Origin of the sequence: Paraburkholderia sp. HD33-4 (assembly GCF_021390635.1) — a bacterium.
In the GTDB taxonomy this organism is placed as follows: domain Bacteria; phylum Pseudomonadota; class Gammaproteobacteria; order Burkholderiales; family Burkholderiaceae; genus Paraburkholderia.
On sequence record NZ_JAJEJS010000002.1, the window covers coordinates 2,348,710 to 2,364,088 of the forward strand.

At 66.5% G+C, this 15,379-nt stretch carries 16 protein-coding genes; 8 read left to right on the top strand and 8 right to left on the bottom strand.

The features are described 5' to 3' along the window. Positions 1-87: 87 nt before the first annotated feature. The gene (locus L0U84_RS30585; protein ID WP_233855798.1) at positions 88-1,278 is read right to left on the bottom strand and encodes a M20 aminoacylase family protein; all 1,191 of its coding nucleotides are present in this window, start codon (positions 1,276-1,278) and stop codon (positions 88-90) included. Between the two features lie 111 nt (positions 1,279-1,389). Here L0U84_RS30585 and L0U84_RS30590 point away from each other — a divergent pair, with 111 nt between their 5' ends. After that, positions 1,390-2,298, top strand: coding sequence for a LysR family transcriptional regulator (locus tag L0U84_RS30590; RefSeq protein WP_233855799.1), 909 nt, complete (start codon positions 1,390-1,392; stop codon positions 2,296-2,298). Between the two features lie 31 nt (positions 2,299-2,329). Here the strand turns inward: L0U84_RS30590 and phnN are convergent, their stop codons facing one another. The 3 genes from phnN to phnF are packed head-to-tail and all read right to left on the bottom strand — an operon-like array spanning position 2,330 to position 4,397. Continuing rightward, entirely contained in the window at positions 2,330-2,881 is a 552-nt protein-coding gene (gene phnN, locus L0U84_RS30595) for a phosphonate metabolism protein/1,5-bisphosphokinase (PRPP-forming) PhnN (protein ID WP_233855800.1), read from the bottom strand. Continuing rightward, entirely contained in the window at positions 2,878-3,642 is a 765-nt protein-coding gene (locus tag L0U84_RS30600; RefSeq protein WP_233855801.1) for a DUF1045 domain-containing protein, read from the bottom strand. The genes phnN and L0U84_RS30600 overlap by 4 nt, the downstream gene beginning before the upstream one ends. After that, positions 3,639-4,397, bottom strand: a complete 759-nt coding sequence (phnF, locus tag L0U84_RS30605) for a phosphonate metabolism transcriptional regulator PhnF (RefSeq protein WP_233855802.1) — start codon at positions 4,395-4,397, stop codon at positions 3,639-3,641. Before phnF ends, L0U84_RS30600 begins: the two co-directional genes overlap by 4 nt. Positions 4,398-4,577: 180 nt before the next feature. On the opposite strand from phnF, the gene phnG reads away from it, so the two are divergent. Genes phnG through L0U84_RS30640 form a run of 7 tightly spaced genes read left to right on the top strand, consistent with a single transcriptional unit; the run spans position 4,578 to position 10,491 of the window. Next, on the top strand, positions 4,578-5,093 hold the full coding sequence (phnG, locus tag L0U84_RS30610) for a phosphonate C-P lyase system protein PhnG (protein ID WP_233855803.1): 516 nt from the start codon (positions 4,578-4,580) through the stop codon (positions 5,091-5,093). Beyond that, positions 5,093-5,704, top strand: a complete 612-nt coding sequence (gene phnH / locus L0U84_RS30615) for a phosphonate C-P lyase system protein PhnH (RefSeq protein WP_233855804.1) — start codon at positions 5,093-5,095, stop codon at positions 5,702-5,704. The genes phnG and phnH overlap by 1 nt, the downstream gene beginning before the upstream one ends. Continuing rightward, the gene (locus L0U84_RS30620) at positions 5,704-6,840 is read left to right on the top strand and encodes a carbon-phosphorus lyase complex subunit PhnI (RefSeq protein WP_233855805.1); all 1,137 of its coding nucleotides are present in this window, start codon (positions 5,704-5,706) and stop codon (positions 6,838-6,840) included. The genes phnH and L0U84_RS30620 overlap by 1 nt, the downstream gene beginning before the upstream one ends. Further along, the gene (locus tag L0U84_RS30625; protein ID WP_233855806.1) at positions 6,837-7,769 is read left to right on the top strand and encodes an alpha-D-ribose 1-methylphosphonate 5-phosphate C-P-lyase PhnJ; all 933 of its coding nucleotides are present in this window, start codon (positions 6,837-6,839) and stop codon (positions 7,767-7,769) included. Before L0U84_RS30620 ends, L0U84_RS30625 begins: the two co-directional genes overlap by 4 nt. Then, entirely contained in the window at positions 7,766-8,536 is a 771-nt protein-coding gene (gene phnK, locus L0U84_RS30630) for a phosphonate C-P lyase system protein PhnK (protein ID WP_233855807.1), read from the top strand. Before L0U84_RS30625 ends, phnK begins: the two co-directional genes overlap by 4 nt. Positions 8,537-8,544: 8 nt before the next feature. Continuing rightward, the gene (phnL, locus tag L0U84_RS30635) at positions 8,545-9,321 is read left to right on the top strand and encodes a phosphonate C-P lyase system protein PhnL (RefSeq protein ID WP_233855808.1); all 777 of its coding nucleotides are present in this window, start codon (positions 8,545-8,547) and stop codon (positions 9,319-9,321) included. A 36-nt stretch (positions 9,322-9,357) separates the two neighbouring features. Then, positions 9,358-10,491, top strand: a complete 1,134-nt coding sequence (locus L0U84_RS30640; RefSeq protein WP_233855809.1) for an alpha-D-ribose 1-methylphosphonate 5-triphosphate diphosphatase — start codon at positions 9,358-9,360, stop codon at positions 10,489-10,491. A gap of 38 nt (positions 10,492-10,529) precedes the next feature. On the opposite strand, the gene L0U84_RS30645 is transcribed toward L0U84_RS30640, so the two are convergent. The 4 genes from L0U84_RS30645 to L0U84_RS30660 all read right to left on the bottom strand — a co-directional run bounded on the left by L0U84_RS30645 (position 10,530) and on the right by L0U84_RS30660 (position 15,370). Continuing rightward, complete coding sequence (locus tag L0U84_RS30645) at positions 10,530-11,360, bottom strand: GntR family transcriptional regulator (protein WP_233855810.1); 831 nt, start codon at positions 11,358-11,360, stop codon at positions 10,530-10,532. Positions 11,361-11,483: 123 nt separating this feature from the next. Further along, the gene (locus L0U84_RS30650) at positions 11,484-12,782 is read right to left on the bottom strand and encodes an MFS transporter (RefSeq protein WP_233855811.1); all 1,299 of its coding nucleotides are present in this window, start codon (positions 12,780-12,782) and stop codon (positions 11,484-11,486) included. A gap of 87 nt (positions 12,783-12,869) precedes the next feature. After that, the gene (locus L0U84_RS30655) at positions 12,870-13,916 is read right to left on the bottom strand and encodes an L-idonate 5-dehydrogenase (RefSeq protein ID WP_233855812.1); all 1,047 of its coding nucleotides are present in this window, start codon (positions 13,914-13,916) and stop codon (positions 12,870-12,872) included. Positions 13,917-13,948: 32 nt separating this feature from the next. Further along, positions 13,949-15,370, bottom strand: a complete 1,422-nt coding sequence (locus L0U84_RS30660; protein WP_233855813.1) for an MFS transporter — start codon at positions 15,368-15,370, stop codon at positions 13,949-13,951. Positions 15,371-15,379: the final 9 nt, after the last annotated feature.

Here is a 15,379-nt window from a genome sequence, read left to right on the forward strand (position 1 = left end):
CCACATAGCCAGCCGGTTTCGTGGCTCGTGGTTATGAACTGCCGGGCGCGCGCGCATGCTGCGCGCTACGGCATTGGCGCCTCGCGCTCACCGCGCCAGATAGCGCTCCACCAGCCGCGCCCAGAACGCCGCGCCGATCGGCAGGCTGCGGTCGTTGAAGTCGTAGTGCGGGTTGTGCACCATGCAGCCGTCCTCGCCGACGCCGTTGCCGATGCGCAGGAACGTGCCCGGCCGCTTCTGCAGCATGAACGCGAAGTCCTCGCTGCCCATCAGGATGTCGGTCTGCTCGACCACCTTGTCGTCGCCGACCAGCTCGCGCGCGACCTGCACCGCGAAGTCCGTTTCGGCATCCGTATTGATGACGACCGGATAGCCCTCGATGTACTCGACGGTCGCCGTGCCGCCATAGCTCGCGGCCTGCGACTCGGCGAGTTCCGTAATGCGCTTCTTCAGCAACGCTCGCACCTCGGGGCTGAACGAGCGCACGCTCAGCTCGAGTTTCGCGCTGCTTGAAATCACGTTGTTCGCGGTGCCCGCGTGCATCGAGCCCACCGTCACCACGGCCGGCTGCGACGGATCGACGTTGCGCGCGACGATCGTCTGCAACGCCATCACGATGCTCGCGGCGACCACGACCGGATCGACGGTCAGATGCGGACGCGCCGCATGGCCGCCGACGCCCTCGACCGTAATGATCGCCTTGTCGCCCGCCGACATGAACGGTCCCTTGCGAAACAGCAGCACGCCCGGCTCCGCGCCCGGATGGTTGTGCAGGCCGAACACGGCGTCGCACGGGAAGCGCTCGAACAGGCCGTCGTTGATCATCTTCAGCGCGCCGCTGTCGATGCCGCTTTCCTCGGCCGGCTGGAAATACAGATGCACGGTGCCCGAGAAATTGCGCGTGGCCGCGAGCCGTTGCGCGGCGCCGAGCAGGATCGTGGTGTGGCCGTCGTGGCCGCACGCGTGCATCTTGCCGTGCGTGCCGCTCGCGTACGGCAGGCCGGTCTGCTCGATGATCGGCAGCGCGTCCATGTCCGCGCGAATGCCGATGCTGCGCTTGCCGTCGCCCACTTTCAGCGTGCCGACCACGCCGGTCTTGCCGACCCCGCGCGTGACCTGCCAGCCCCACTGTTCGAGCCGCTCGGCGACGAGCGCCGAGGTCCGCACTTCCTCGTACGCGAGTTCGGGATGGTGGTGAATGTGATGGCGAATCTCGCGCAGACTCGCGGCGGCGGGTTCCAGATCGGACACTTCGGTCAAACGCGGGGTCTCGTTCATAGCTTGCATGGCTCCAGTAGGTAGCTTCGCACTATAGCGACGCCGTTTCGTTCGAATAAGATGCTATTTTTTTCACCCTGATTAACAGGTCTTATATACGGGATTACCCTTATGAAGCTGCAGCAGTTGCAGGCTTTCGTCGCCGCCGCGCATCACCGCAGTCTGCGCGCCGCCGCGCGCGAGCTCGGCGTCACGCAGCCGGCCGTCACGCATACGATTCGCGAGCTGGAAAGCGCGCTCAACGCGGAACTGATGGTGCGCAGCGTGCGCGGCATCGAGCTGACCGCGTGCGGGCTCGCGCTGCTGCCGCGCGCCGAGCAGTTGCTCGGCGACATGCGCCGCACCGTCGAGGCCGTCGAGCAGGTGAAGGGAGAACTGGCCGGCAGGGTCAGCGTCGGCACGATGCCGTCGATCGCGCTGACGGTGCTGCCGCAGGCGGTGTCGAGCTTTCGCGAGAAGATGCCGCTGGTGAGTCTGCACCTGGAGGAAGTGACGGTGCCCGATGCGCTCGCGCGCCTGCGCAACGGCACGCTCGATCTCGCGGCGATCCATCATGTTCAGGCATTGGATAGCGATCTGGTGCAGGTGCCGCTGTACTCGACGCAGTTCGTCGTCACGATGCGCGCCGGCCATCCGCTCGCGAACGTCACGCGTTTGTCCGAGTTGCTCGACGCCGAGTGGATCGTCACGGTCGGCGCCGATCACTTCCCGCACAGCGTGATGATGGCGATGTTCAGCGCGCACGGCCTGCCGGTGCCGAAGCGGCTGCTGCGCGCGCCGTCGTCGTTTGCGGTGACGCTCGGGCTCGTGTCGCAGACCGACGTGATCAGTTGCTTCACGCGGTCGCTTGCGCAGAAGGTCGCGCCGCTCGGCATTCGCGTCGCCCAGATCGAAGACGCGATGCCGAACTACGATATCAGCATCATCTCGCGACGCGATCTGCTGCCGACGCCGGCCGTCGAGCAGTTCGTCGCGTGCTTGCGGCAGGTCACGCGGGAGCGGATGGGGGCCGTGCAATAAGAGGCCGCGTGTGCGTGTGCGTGTATTTGCGCTACGCGCCCACCTTCTCCTTGAGCACCGTGATCAACGCGTGCCCCGCTTCTTCGAGCGTGCCGGAGTTGTCGATCGTCGTGCAGCGCACGCCGGCCGGCAACGCGAACGGTGCGCGCCGCGCGAGCCGCGCCGCGACCTGCTCCGCCGATTCGCGCGCCCTTGCGCCGAGCCGCGCTTCGAGAATATGCGGTGCGGCGCTCACGTGCACCACTTCAGCGCGTGGATAGCGCGCGAGCGCATGTTGCAGGTACTGCCGCGAGCCGTTGACGACCACCGTACAGCCACGCGCGAGCCACGCATCGAGTTCGATGCCGATGCCATAACGCAGCGAATGGCTCGACCATTCGAGCGCGAACAGGCCGAGCACCGAGCGCGCGGCGAACTCTTCGACGCTCAGTGCGACATGCACCTCGCCATTGCCGCTCGGCCGCGTGATGTAACGATGCGCGAACACGACCGGCTCGCCTTCCATCCGCTTGCGCGCGAATTGCAGCAGCGAGTCCTTGCCCGCGCCCGACGGCCCCATCACATAGATCAATCGCGCAGTCATTGGCTGCTCACCTCGTCTTGCTGCTGGTCCTTGCGATCGTTGGGTTGCGCGCCGTCGCTGAACGGCAGCGAATGCCACAGCACGAACGGCTCGCCCGGCGCCGGCTCGACGAACAACGCCGCCTGATCGACCGCGAGCGGCCCGAGCGCGGGCGTGCGCTCACGCCACCATGCGAGCAGCGTCGCGCGCTCGTCGGCATCGGCGAGCGAACTGGACAACGTCATATGAAAACGGAATTCCTCGAACACGTACGGATAGCCCCATTGCAGCAGCAACGCACGCTGACGCTCGCTGAGCGGCGCGGCGAGCCGGCGCTCGAGCTCGGCCGCCGACGGTCGCGCGCGCAGCCCGTCGAGCGCCTCCAGCGCGTTCGACGCGAGTTCGCGAACGCGCGTCTCGCCATCCGCATCGGCGGGACGCAACGCGACGAAGTCACCCAGCGTGGCCGCTTCCAACGGCAACGCGAACGACTGCTGCGCGAGCGCCCAGCTTCGCGCCGCCACGAGCACATCGTGCTCGGTGAGCCCGGCGCCGAGCCGGAACGGCGCAACCAGCGTGCCATGCCAGCCGTAGCGGCGCGGCGCTTCGGTCAATGCCGCGAGCGGTCGCGTCAGGCCCGCCGGCTGCGGCTGCGCGCAATGCTCGCCGCTCTGCGCATCGCGGCCGAGCCACGTCGAGCCGGCCTGCCACCACGCCGATTCGAACGAGGGCGCGTAGTAGAGCGCATAGCGCGCTTCGGCACTCCATGCGGGGCCGCTCACAGGTCGTGCTCCACGAGCAGTTGCACACGGTCGGCCGCGAAATGCGTGAAGCCGTATTTGACCGGCGTGCCTTGCAGATCGACGTCGACGTTCTCGACCCACAGCACCGGCTGCTGACGATTGATGTTCAGCCGCCGCGCGACTTCCGGCTCGGGCAGCACGCTGCCGATGCGGCTCCACTTGCGCAGATAGTCGTCCACACCGAATTCGGCCAGCGCCCTGGTCGTCCCGCCGAGCCGTTGCACCACCTCCGGCAGATCCGGAAAGCGCACGGCCGGATACCAGCTGCGCGCGAACGTGAGCGGCACGCCGTCGGACTCGTTCAGCGATTCGATGCGATAGACCGCCGCGCCCGCGCGCAGACCCAAGGCCTTCGCGACGCTCGGCTCGGCCTTCACGCGCGCGGCCGACAGCATCTTGCCCGCGGGCGAGTGATGCTGCTGACGCAGGTTTTCGGTGAAGCGCGTACGGCGGCCAATCGAATAATCGATCGCGCCGGGCTGCACGAACGTGCCGCGCCCCTGCTCGACGCTGACGAGGCCGAGCGCGGCGAGGCCGAGCATCGCGCGACGCACCGTGTGACGGTTGACGTCGAAGCGCTTGGCCAGCTCACCCTCGCTCGGCAGCCGCCCTTCTTCGCCGAATCCGCTCGCCGCGATTTCGGCGGCAAGAATCTGTTCGATCTGTCTCCAGACCGCCACGCCCGCGCCGCGTTCCAGCATCGTGGCCGGCGCCGCGCTGTCGTTCGATGTCATGGTGCTGTCATTCCCTTCGGTTCAAATGATCGCCATGACGTGCATTGTAGTGCGCGAGCCGTGATGGAAATATGAAACGTCCGCTGCGCACGACAGTCCAGACAACTACGCCTTTAAACGTCTAGACGTTTAGATGAATAGATGCTCCAATGTCCACTCGCTGGATCGACAGGAAATCCGATGAGCCCGAGTTCCGTTTCGCCCCATCCACCGTCCTTGCCCTTACCGGCCGCGTCTTCGGCGGCGCGGCGTGCCTGGATGGCCGTGTTGGCCCGCACCCCGCGCGCCGATCTCGAAGCCGCGCTGCAGCGCGCGCTGCAAGGTCGCCCCGCCCCCGCCTACGACTGGCTGCGCGCTCCTGAAATCGGCCTCGCGATGGTGCGCGGGCGCATCGGCGGCAGCGGCGATCCGTTCAATCTCGGCGAAGCGACGGTCACGCGCGCCACGCTGCGCCTGCGTGCCGGCGGCGACGCCGAGGCCACCGTCGGCGTCGCCTGCCATCTGGGACGCGATCGCCGTCGTGCCGAACTTGCCGCGCTTGCCGATGCGTTGTTGCAGATGCCCGAGCACCACGACAGCCTGCATCGTCAATTGATCGAGCCGTTCGCGGCGCAACAGCGGGCCACGCGCGCACAACGGCAGCAGGACGCCGCGGCGACGCGCGTCGAATTCTTCACGATGGTGCGAGGCGACTGATGGATCATTCACCGATTGCGTTGTCCACGCTGACGCCGGGTTTCGCGGACCCGGTCCACGACACCCAGGCCGTGTTCCGCACGCTGCTCGACGCGTTGTCGCGGCCCGGCACGATCGGCGTGATTCGTGACGTGCTGCCCGGGTTGCGCAACACACCGGTCGAACCCGCTGCGTTCGCCGCGCTGCTGACGCTGTGCGACTACGCGACGCCGGTCTGGCTCGCGCAGCCCGATACCGCGCTCGCGTCGGCGTTGCGTTTTCACACCGGCGCGCCGCTCGTCGATGCGCCCGGCGAGGCCGCGTTCGTGTATCTGCACGATGCCAACGCGTTGCCGCCGCTCGAAAGCTTCGCGCCCGGCAACGCCGAGTCGCCCGAACAATCGGCCACGCTGCTGATCCGCGTCGAAGGGCTGACGGGCGGCGCACCGGTCACGCTGTGCGGGCCCGGCATTCTGGATACCGAAACGATTTCGCCGGTCGGTCTTCCTGCGCGGTTCTGGCAGGAACGCGCGATGCTTGCGCCGTTATTTCCGTGCGGCATCGACTGTTATCTGGTTTGCGGCCCGCGCGTGATCGGCCTGCCGCGCACAACTGAAGCGAAGGTGAACTGATGTACGTTGCCGTCAAAGGTGGAGAACGCGCGATCGAAGCGTCGTGGCGCCTGCTCGACAAGGCGCGCCGTGGCGATACGCAGATCGCCGAACTGAGCGTCGCGCAGATTCGCGAGCAGTTGCGGCTCGCGGTCGCGCGCGTGATGACCGAAGGCTCGGTCTACGACGAGGAGCTTGCCGCGCTCGCAATCAAGCAGGCGGCCGGCGATCTGGTCGAGGCGATTTTCCTTCTGCGCGCGTATCGCACCACGTTGCCGCGCTTCGGCTACACGCGCGCAATCGATACCGAAACGATGCAGGTCGAGCGGCGCATTTCCGCGACCTTCAAGGATTTGCCCGGCGGCCAGCTGCTCGGCGCAACCTATGACTACACTCAGCGTCTGCTTGATTTCGCGTTGCTGGCCGATGGTGACGACGCCCAGCAAAACATGACGGCAAACAGCGCGGCGGTTTCGCAGCAGGCGCCCGCGCCGGAATCGATGCCGCGCGTCGTGTCCCTGCTCGACAAGGAAGGCCTGATCGAGCAGGAGCGACCGACGCCCGATGGCGCGCAACCCGGCGATCTGTCGCGCGAACCGCTCGCGTTTCCGGCGAGCCGCGCGACGCGTCTGCAGAACCTCGCCCGCGGTGACGAAGGCTTCCTGCTCGCGATGGGCTATGCGACGCAGCGCGGCTATGCGCATTCGCATCCGTTCGCGGGCGAGATCCGCTTCGGCACGATCGCGGTCGAAATGGACCTCGACGAACTCGGCGAAGCGGTCGACATCGGCGATATCGACATCACCGAATGCCAGATGATCAACCAGTTCGCCGGCAGCGGCGCGGTGCCGCCCACCTTCACGCAGGGCTACGGTCTCGCGTTCGGCCACTCGGAGCGCAAGACGATGGCGATGGCGCTGGTCGATCGCGCATTGCGTGCCGAAGAACTCGGCGAGACGCTCGCGTCGCCGACGCAGGACATCGAGTTCATGCTGTCGCACAGCGACAACGTCGAGGCGTCGGGCTTCGTGCAACACCTGAAGCTGCCGCATTACGTCGACTTCCAGGCGGAACTGGAACTGGTGCGGCGTTTGCGCGCGCAGCATCGCAGCGACGATGAGACAAGCCACGCCACCGACAAGGAGCAAGCAGCATGAACGCGCCCGACACCGCGGTTGCAAACACCTCATACGACAGCGCCGCGCACGGCTACAACTTCGCGTATCTCGACGAGCAGACCAAGCGCATGCTGCGCCGCGCGCTGCTGAAGGCAGTCGCCGTGCCGGGCTACCAGGTGCCGTTCGCGTCGCGCGAAATGCCTCTGCCGTACGGCTGGGGCACCGGCGGCATCCAGGTGACGGCCGCGATCATCGGCAGGACGGACACGCTGAAGGTCATCGATCAGGGCTCCGACGAGACCACCAACGCCGTCAACATTCGCCGCTTCTTCGCGCGCACCACGGGTGTGGCGACCACGCGGCACACGAGCGAAGCGACGATCATCCAGACGCGCCACCGGATTCCCGAAACGCCGTTGACCGAGCGGCAGATCCTCGTCTATCAGGTGCCGATGCCCGAGCCGCTGTACCGGCTCGAACCGCGCGTCGCCGAATGCAAGAAGCTGCACGCGCTCGCCGATTACGGGCTGATCAGCGTGAAGCTGTACGAGGACATCGTGCATCACGGCAGCATCGCGACCACGTACGACTATCCGGTGATCGTCAATCATCGCTATCTGAGCTCGCCGTCGCCGATCCCGAAGTTCGACAATCCGAAAATGCACATGAACGCCGCGCTGCAACTGTTCGGCGCCGGCCGCGAGCGCCGCATTCACGCGATTCCGCCTTATACGCACGTGCGCAGCCTCGACTTCGACGATCATCCTTTCGAAGTTCAGAAGTGGCAGCACGCGTGCGCGCTGTGCGGGTCGAAGGAAAGCTTTCTCGACGAGATGATCGTCGACGATGCGGGCACCCGCATGTTCGTGTGCTCCGATAGCGACTACTGTCACGAGCGGCGCGGCGATGGCGATATCGAGCCGCAAGCGGCGCTGCCCCATGCCACGCGCGAAGGAGAATCAGCATGACGCCGCTTCTGAGCGCACGCGCGCTCACCAGACAGTATGGCGGCCGCAATGGTTGTCGCAACGTGAGCTTCGATCTGTATCCGGGCGAGGTGCTGTGCATCGTCGGCGAATCGGGCTCGGGCAAGACCACGCTGCTCAACACGCTGGCGCTGAAGACCGAGGCCGACAGCGGCTCGCTGCACTACACCGCGTCGCATGGCGGTTCGCTCGATCTGCGCGTGCTGTCCGAGCCGCGCCGCCGTCTTCTGATGCGCACCGAGTGGGGCTTCGTGCAGCAGAATCCGCGCGACGGCCTGCGCAGCGGCGTATCGGCCGGCGCGAACATCGGCGAGCCGTTGATGGCGGTGGGCGCGCGCCACTACGGCGAGATTCGCCGCACGGCCACGCAATGGATGGAGCGCGTCGAACTCGACGCGACGCGCATCGACGAATTCCCCGCCGCGTTTTCGGGCGGCATGCAGCAGCGTCTGCAGATTGCGCGCAATCTCGTCACCGGTCCGCGTCTGGTGTTCATGGACGAACCGACCGCCGGTCTCGACGTGTCCGTGCAGGCGCGTCTGCTCGACCTGCTGCGCACGCTGAGCTCGACGCTGCATCTGTCGGTGCTGATCGTCACGCACGACATCGGCGTTGCGCGTCTGCTCGCGCATCGGCTGATGGTGATGCAGGGGGGCGAAGTCGTCGAAGCCGGCCTGACCGATCAGGTGCTCGACGATCCGCAGCACCCTTATACGCAAACGCTGGTTTCCTCGGTTCTGCCGGTTTGAGGCTCACGATGCAATCCACTGAGGTAGCAATCGACGCAGGTAGCGCGGCACGCCACGGCGAGCGCGCTTTCGCCGACAACGCGGCGCTGATGCTGCGCGCCACCGGCATCGGCAAGACTTTCACGCTGCACGGCCAGGGCGGCGTGCGGATCGACGCGCTCGCGGACGTGTCGCTCGAGCTCGAGCGCGGCGAATGCGTCGTGCTGGTCGGGCCTTCGGGCGCGGGCAAGAGCACGCTGCTGCGCTGTCTGTATGGCAACTATCTGGCGAGCACCGGCTCGATCGCGATTCGCGACACCAGCGACAACGGCCGGCCCGTCACGATCACCGGTGCCGAACCGCGCGACGTGCTGCGTCTGCGCCGTGGCGTGGTCGGCTATGTCAGCCAGTTCTTGCGCGTGATTCCGCGCGTGCCGACGCTTGCGCTCGTCGCCGAGCCGCTGCTGCTGCACGGCGTCACCGAACATGAAGCGAGCGAGCGCGCCGCTGAATTGCTCGCGCGGCTGAACGTGCCGGAGCGTCTGTGGTCGCTCGCGCCCGCGACGTTTTCGGGCGGCGAGCAGCAGCGCGTGAACATCGCGCGCGGTTTGATCGCCGAGCATCCGCTGTTGCTGCTCGACGAACCGACCGCGTCGCTCGATGCGGAAAACCGCGACGTGGTGGCCGATCTGATCGTCGAGGCGCGCGAGCGCGGCGCGGCGATCGTAGGTATCTTTCACGACGAAGAGACCCGCAACAAGGTCGCGACGCGCCGCCTGGAACTGCGGCCGCCGCTGCGGCACTAAACTGAAACAAAGCCCGACTGACTACGGAGCAAGTCGATGTTGATCAGCAACGCTCGCGTCGTAACGCGAGACGAAGAATTCATTGGCACCGTGCGCATCGAAGACGGCGTGATTCGCGACGTCGAGCGCGGCGCGAGTTCGGCGCGCGACGCCGAAGACTGGGACGGCGATTATCTGCTGCCCGGTCTGATCGAACTGCATACGGACAACCTCGAAAAGCACCTCGTGCCGCGTCCCGGCGTCGAATGGAATACCGACGCGGCCTTCGTGATCCACGACGCCCAGGTCGCCGCCGCCGGCATCACGACGGTGTTCGACGCGCTCGCAATCGGCTCGCGCTGGAATGTTGGACTGCGCAACCGCGACGTGCAGACGAAATGCGCCGATTCGCTGCTGCGGCTGTCCACGCGTCAACTGCTACGCGCCGAGCACTTTCTGCATCTGCGCTGTGAGATCGCGACCGCCGACGTGCTCGAGGTATTCGATTCACTGTGCGCGCATCCGCTGCTGCGGCTCGCATCGGTGATGGACCATACGCCGGGCCAGCGCCAATGGCACGATCGCGAGCAGTGGCGCCGCTACCAGGAACGCAACGGCAAGATGAGCGACGAGCGCGTCACGACCGCGCTCGCCGAACTCACGATCGAACAGGAGCGTTACGCGGATGCCCACCGCCGCGAGATCGTCGAGCGTTGCGGGCGGCTCGGCATTCCGGTCGCGAGCCACGACGACACGCTGATCGAGCACGTCGAACAGGCAAAGGCCGAAGGCATCGTGCTCGCCGAATTCCCGACCACTCGCATCGCCGCGCAAGCCGCGCGCGAGCACGGCATCGCGACGATCATGGGGGCGCCGAACATCGTGCGCGGCGGCTCGCATTCGGGCAATGTGTCGGCGCTCGAACTCGCCCACGCGGATCTGCTCGACATCCTGTCGTCGGATTACGTGCCGTCGAGCTTGCTGAGCGCAGTGTTCGATCTGGTCGAAAAAGCCGGCTGGTCGCTGCCGCGTGCGATGGCAACGGTCTCGGCCGAACCGGCGCGCACCGCCGGTCTCACGGACCGCGGCGCGATCGAGCCGGGTCTGCGCGCGGACCTCGTGCGCGTGACGATGCTCGGCAAGCTGCCGGTGCCGCGCGCAACTTTTCGCGGCGGGGTGCGGATCGTTTGAGGGGGCGGGTTGAGTGGGCGTTTGAGCGCGCCTGCGTCTCAGGTCGACAACGGCACACGCTCGGGCTCGTCGGCCTCGAACCAGGCGGGGTTGCGCTCGGCGATCGGGCCGAGCGACACGAGGATTTCGCGCAGGTGGTGGCGCATCGCGTCTTCGGCGGCGCTCGGGTCGTGCGCGCGCAGTCCCGCCAGGATTTTCGCGTGCTGGCGGATCAGCAGATCGAGCGGCGACACATCGGGCAGGCTCAGATAGCGCACGCGGTCCATTTGCGCCTTGATGTCCTGGATCGTTTCCCAGGCGGCCGTGCAATCGATCGTCTGCGCGATTGCGTAGTGGAACGCTTCGTCGAGCGCGAGAAACGCGGCCGTGTCGTTCGCTTTCGCCGCGAGTTTCTGCTCGCGCAGGTTGTCGGCAAGCGCCTGCAACTGGTCGTCGGTAATCGAAACCGCCGCCTTGCGCACTACCGCGGTTTCGATCGCCTCACGGATGAAGCGTCCTTCGCGCACCTGGCGCGGGGAAATCCGCTTCACGAAGGTGCCGCGCTGCGGCAGCACCTGCAACACGCCCGCCTCGACCAGCTTGATGAATGCTTCGCGCACCGGCTGACGCGACACCTGAAACATGTCCGACACTTCCTTCTCCGACAGCGGCGTGCCCGGCACCATCTGGCCGACGAAAATCGCCTCGCGCAACGCACGGAAAATCTGTTTGCCGATCGGCTCGTGAGAATCGAAGGAAAGATTTGCGGTCAGGTCGGGCAGCGCTGCACGCGCGCCGCCCTGAGCGGCCGCGCGGCCACGCTTGCGCGGCGCGCCCGACACGGCGGCGGAAGAAGAAGGAGCGTCGGCGAGATGTGTGCTGGTGGGCATTGGCAAAGCAACGGATAGCGGCAAGTCGAAAGCGGAAAACTCAGTGGGCGATGTTCGCGGCGTAATACGTGTTCAATACGTGTTATCAGTGACACGCCATCGCACCGCAAGCATCGCACCATACTACCATGCGCGCTCGACCGCCAAAGTGCTCGCGCGCGGCTCACGCACCCATACGAACGAACACACGGCGCCGAGCACCGCAATCGCTCCCGCCAGCACGAACGCGCTGCCGTACGCGCCATGTGTCGCCTCGACGATGAAGCCTGTGACCGCCGGTCCGATCACGCCGGCCAGGTTCGCCAGCAGATGCACGAAGCCGCCCACGCCGCCGACGTGTTCACGCGGCACGGTGTCCTGGATCACGGCCCAATAGACGGCACCCGTCGCGTACAGGAAAAAGATCGACACCGACATCAGCGCGACCGCGCCCTCCATGCTGGCGACGCGCCCGGCCAGAGCAACGCAGACCGCGGCCGCGCCGAGGCAGGTGCCGAGCACGAGCTTGCGCGACAACAGCGGCTTGCCGGTGATGCGCAGAATCAGGTCCGAAATGAAGCCCCCGGCCGCGAGACCGATGCTGCCGAGCAGCCACGGAATCACGGTCGCGATGCTCATGTCGTGCAGGCTCAGGTGATGCGCCTCGGTCAGATAGCTCGGGAACCACGACAGGAAAAAGAACAGCACGTAGTTGTATGAGAAGAACGCGAACGCGGTCGCGAGAATGATCGGCATGCGCAGGAAGTGACCGAGTCCCGGCTTGCCACCCTCGCGCTCACCCGCATGCGCAAGCGCAGGCTCGCCCGTCTGACCGGCGCGGATCAATTCGAGTTCGGCGGATGTGATGCGCTTCTGCTCGTGCGGATGCTCGGTCGTCGTCAGCGACCACAGCACGAGCCACGCGAGCCCGAGTCCCATGATCGCGACGAACGCCCAGCGCCAGCCGAACTGCACGGCCATGAAACCGACCACGGGCCCCGCCAGCGCCCCGCCCAGCGGCGTGCCCGAGCTGATCACGCCGATCGCGCTCGCGACCTCGCGGCGCGGAAACCAGTTATTGACCATCTTGCTCGTCGACGAACTGAACGGCCCTTCGCCCATGCCGAACAGCACACGCAGCACGATCAGCGAACCGATCCCGCTCGCGAGCGCGGTCGCGCCGCAGAACACCGACCATACGCCCATCGCCGTACCGAACACGCGTTTCGCGCCGACCTTGTCGGACGCCAGACCGCCGACGAAATTGAACAGCGCGTAACCGATGAAAAAACTGCTGAACACGACGCCCATCTGCGCGTGCGAAAAATTGAGGTCCTTCTGGATCAGCGGCGCGGCGATCGACAGCGCCGCGCGATCCAGATAGTTGATGACGCCCGCCAGAAACAGCAGTGCGACGACGAACCAGCGTTGACTCTTGAACATCGGATGTCTCCTTCCGGGACGCCTCTTGGTGGGCGTTCGGCGTTGCTTCCGGGTTTGGGTTTGGTTTGCGTTGGCGGATGACGCTCGTCAATCGAACGTCAGATGGACCTTCATCGACTGCGAGCGGTCCAGCGCAACTTCGAACGCATGGTTTGCGTCGTGCATCGCGAACGCATGCGTCATCAGCGGGCGCAGGTCGAGCTTGCCGGCGGCGATTTCATCGGCGGCCACCGCGTATTCGTCGGTGAAGCGAAACGAGCCCCGGTAGCACAACTCTTTCGCCATCACCAGATTCGCCGCGACCGGCGACTGCCCCGCGGGCAGATTGCCGACCTGGATCACGGTGCCGCCCGCGCGCGCCGCACGCAACGCGGTGTCGAGCCCAGCGGGACTGCCCGATGCTTCGATGACGACATCGAACGTGCCGCGCCTGTCGGCCCAGGCAGCGATCGTCGCGGTATCGACGGCATTCACGGTCTGATCCGCGCCGAGTTGCCGCGCGACTTCCAGCGCGCGCTCGGACAGATCGACCGCAACCAGCCGATGCGCGCCCGCGCGCCGCGCCACGCTGAGCAGAATGCAGCCGATCGGACCGCAGCCCACCAGCAGCACGCGCGCGCCCACCAGCGAGCCCGCCTGCTTCACCGCATGCAACGCGACGGCGAGCGGCTCGGCCATCGACGCCTGCGCGAAATCGACGCCGTCCTGCACCGGCACGCATTGCCGCGCGGCCACGACGATGTACTGGCGGAACATGCCCTGAGTGTGTGGAAACGTCGACGCACTGCCCATGAAGCGCATGTTCAGGCAATGATTCGGCATCCCGGTCGCGCAGAAGCGGCACGTGCCGCACGCCAGACCCGGGTTGACGGCGACGCGTTGCCCGCGCGCGAGCCCCTGCTCCGCGCCGACGCCGTCGCCGAGCAGGTCGATTTCGCCGGCCACTTCGTGACCGAGCACGAACGGCTCGCGCACCGCGAAGTCGCCGCTTTTGCCTTTGAAGTAATACGACAGATCCGAGCCGCAAATACCGCCCGCGCGTACCCGAACCCGGACCTGCCCCGGACCGGGTTCGGGTGGCTCGAGTTCGTCGATGCGGATCAGTTTCGGTTCGTGAAGTACGGCTGCGAGCATGATGGACTCCGGAGTTAGCGTCGCGTGCGCGTTCAACGGCGCGCAAGCGGAGAAGACTGCGATGACGATGCGAAGGCGGCTGCCTTGTCATGGGCCGTGTCAGTGGCGCTGGCGCCGCCGCCCCAGTCGTGAAGGTCGCCGCCGCGCCGACGCGGCGCGGTCTCCGGCAACGCGAACAGCGACACGGCCGACACGAGACCGAGCACGACCACATAGAGGATCAGCGCGAGCGAGTTGCCGTGCGTGACCTGAATCAGCTTGACGGCCACGAGGCCGAGCACGCCGCTGCCGAGCAGCGAGCCGATCTGCCAGATCAGCGCGATGCCGCTGCAACGCACCCGCGCCGGAAACAGCTCCGGGAACAACGCGGCCTGCGGCGCATAGCAGAGACTGTGACCGACGCTGATCGCGAGGATCATCACGAGTTGCATCGCGCCGCGCTGGCCGCTATCGACTGCGAGAAAAAACGGCACCGCGAGCGCCACATGCCATAGCGCACCGGCGATAAACGTCGCCCGCCGGCCGATGCGATCGGACAACGCGCCCGCGAGCGGAATGGTCACCAGTTCGAGCGCTACCGCGACGATCACCGTTTGCAGCAACATTGCCTGCGCAATGCCGTGCGCTTTGCCGTACGCGAGCACGATCATCGTGTACATCGCGAATGTGCAGGCCTCGATCAGCTTTGCGCCGACGCCCTTCACGATGGTCGGGCCGAACTGCCTGAGCACCTCGACGACGGGCCGCGACGCGACCGCCTTGGTGCGCTGGATCGTCGCGAAGATCGGCGATTCCTCGGTACGCAGGCGGATATATAGGCCAAGCGCAACCAGCAGCGCGCTCGCGAGAAACGGAATGCGCCAGCCCCAGTCGAGCAGTTGCGCGTTCGTCAGCGTCGCCGACAGCAACGCGAACAGACCTGACGGAATCAGAAAGCCGGCGGGCGCGCCGAGTTGCACGAGACTGGCAAAGAAACCGCGCCGCAAGGGCGGCGCATATTCGGCGGTGAGCAGCACGGCGCCCGCCTGTTCGCCGCCCACACCGAAACCTTGCAGCACGCGGATCACGATCAGCGCAACCGGCGCCCAGACGCCGATGGTCTGGTAGTCGGGCAGCAGCCCGATCGCGAAGGTGCCGAGGCCGACGATCAGGATGGTCACGATCAGCGCTTTCTTGCGGCCGACCCGGTCGCCGAAATGGCCGAACACGACGCCGCCGAGCGGCCGCGCAAGAAAGCCGACCGCATAGGTTGCGAAAGCGGCGAGCGTGCCGATCAGCGGGTCGGAAGCGGGGAAGAACTTCTGGCCGAACACCAGCACGGCCGCCGTGCCGTAGACGAAGAAGTCGTAGTATTCCGCGGCGGTGCCGATGGTCGATGCGAAGGCCACGCGGCGCAGCATCGCGGTGCTGGCCGGCGCATTGCCCTGGTTGCCTTGCGGGCGCGTTGAGTTCAAGGCTGTCTC

What these genes read in the sequence shown, in the direction of transcription:
- L0U84_RS30585 (WP_233855798.1), bottom strand. Translation starts at nt 1,278, where the DNA reads ATGAACGAGACCCCGCGTTTGACCGAAGTGTCCGATCTGGAACCCGCC.
- L0U84_RS30590 (WP_233855799.1), top strand. Translation starts at nt 1,390, where the DNA reads ATGAAGCTGCAGCAGTTGCAGGCTTTCGTCGCCGCCGCGCATCACCGC.
- phnN (WP_233855800.1), bottom strand. Translation starts at nt 2,881, where the DNA reads ATGACTGCGCGATTGATCTATGTGATGGGGCCGTCGGGCGCGGGCAAG.
- phnF (WP_233855802.1), bottom strand. Translation starts at nt 4,397, where the DNA reads ATGACATCGAACGACAGCGCGGCGCCGGCCACGATGCTGGAACGCGGC.
- phnG (WP_233855803.1), top strand. Translation starts at nt 4,578, where the DNA reads ATGAGCCCGAGTTCCGTTTCGCCCCATCCACCGTCCTTGCCCTTACCG.
- phnH (WP_233855804.1), top strand. Translation starts at nt 5,093, where the DNA reads ATGGATCATTCACCGATTGCGTTGTCCACGCTGACGCCGGGTTTCGCG.
- L0U84_RS30620 (WP_233855805.1), top strand. Translation starts at nt 5,704, where the DNA reads ATGTACGTTGCCGTCAAAGGTGGAGAACGCGCGATCGAAGCGTCGTGG.
- L0U84_RS30625 (WP_233855806.1), top strand. Translation starts at nt 6,837, where the DNA reads ATGAACGCGCCCGACACCGCGGTTGCAAACACCTCATACGACAGCGCC.
- phnK (WP_233855807.1), top strand. Translation starts at nt 7,766, where the DNA reads ATGACGCCGCTTCTGAGCGCACGCGCGCTCACCAGACAGTATGGCGGC.
- phnL (WP_233855808.1), top strand. Translation starts at nt 8,545, where the DNA reads ATGCAATCCACTGAGGTAGCAATCGACGCAGGTAGCGCGGCACGCCAC.
- L0U84_RS30640 (WP_233855809.1), top strand. Translation starts at nt 9,358, where the DNA reads ATGTTGATCAGCAACGCTCGCGTCGTAACGCGAGACGAAGAATTCATT.
- L0U84_RS30645 (WP_233855810.1), bottom strand. Translation starts at nt 11,360, where the DNA reads ATGCCCACCAGCACACATCTCGCCGACGCTCCTTCTTCTTCCGCCGCC.
- L0U84_RS30650 (WP_233855811.1), bottom strand. Translation starts at nt 12,782, where the DNA reads ATGTTCAAGAGTCAACGCTGGTTCGTCGTCGCACTGCTGTTTCTGGCG.
- L0U84_RS30655 (WP_233855812.1), bottom strand. Translation starts at nt 13,916, where the DNA reads ATGCTCGCAGCCGTACTTCACGAACCGAAACTGATCCGCATCGACGAA.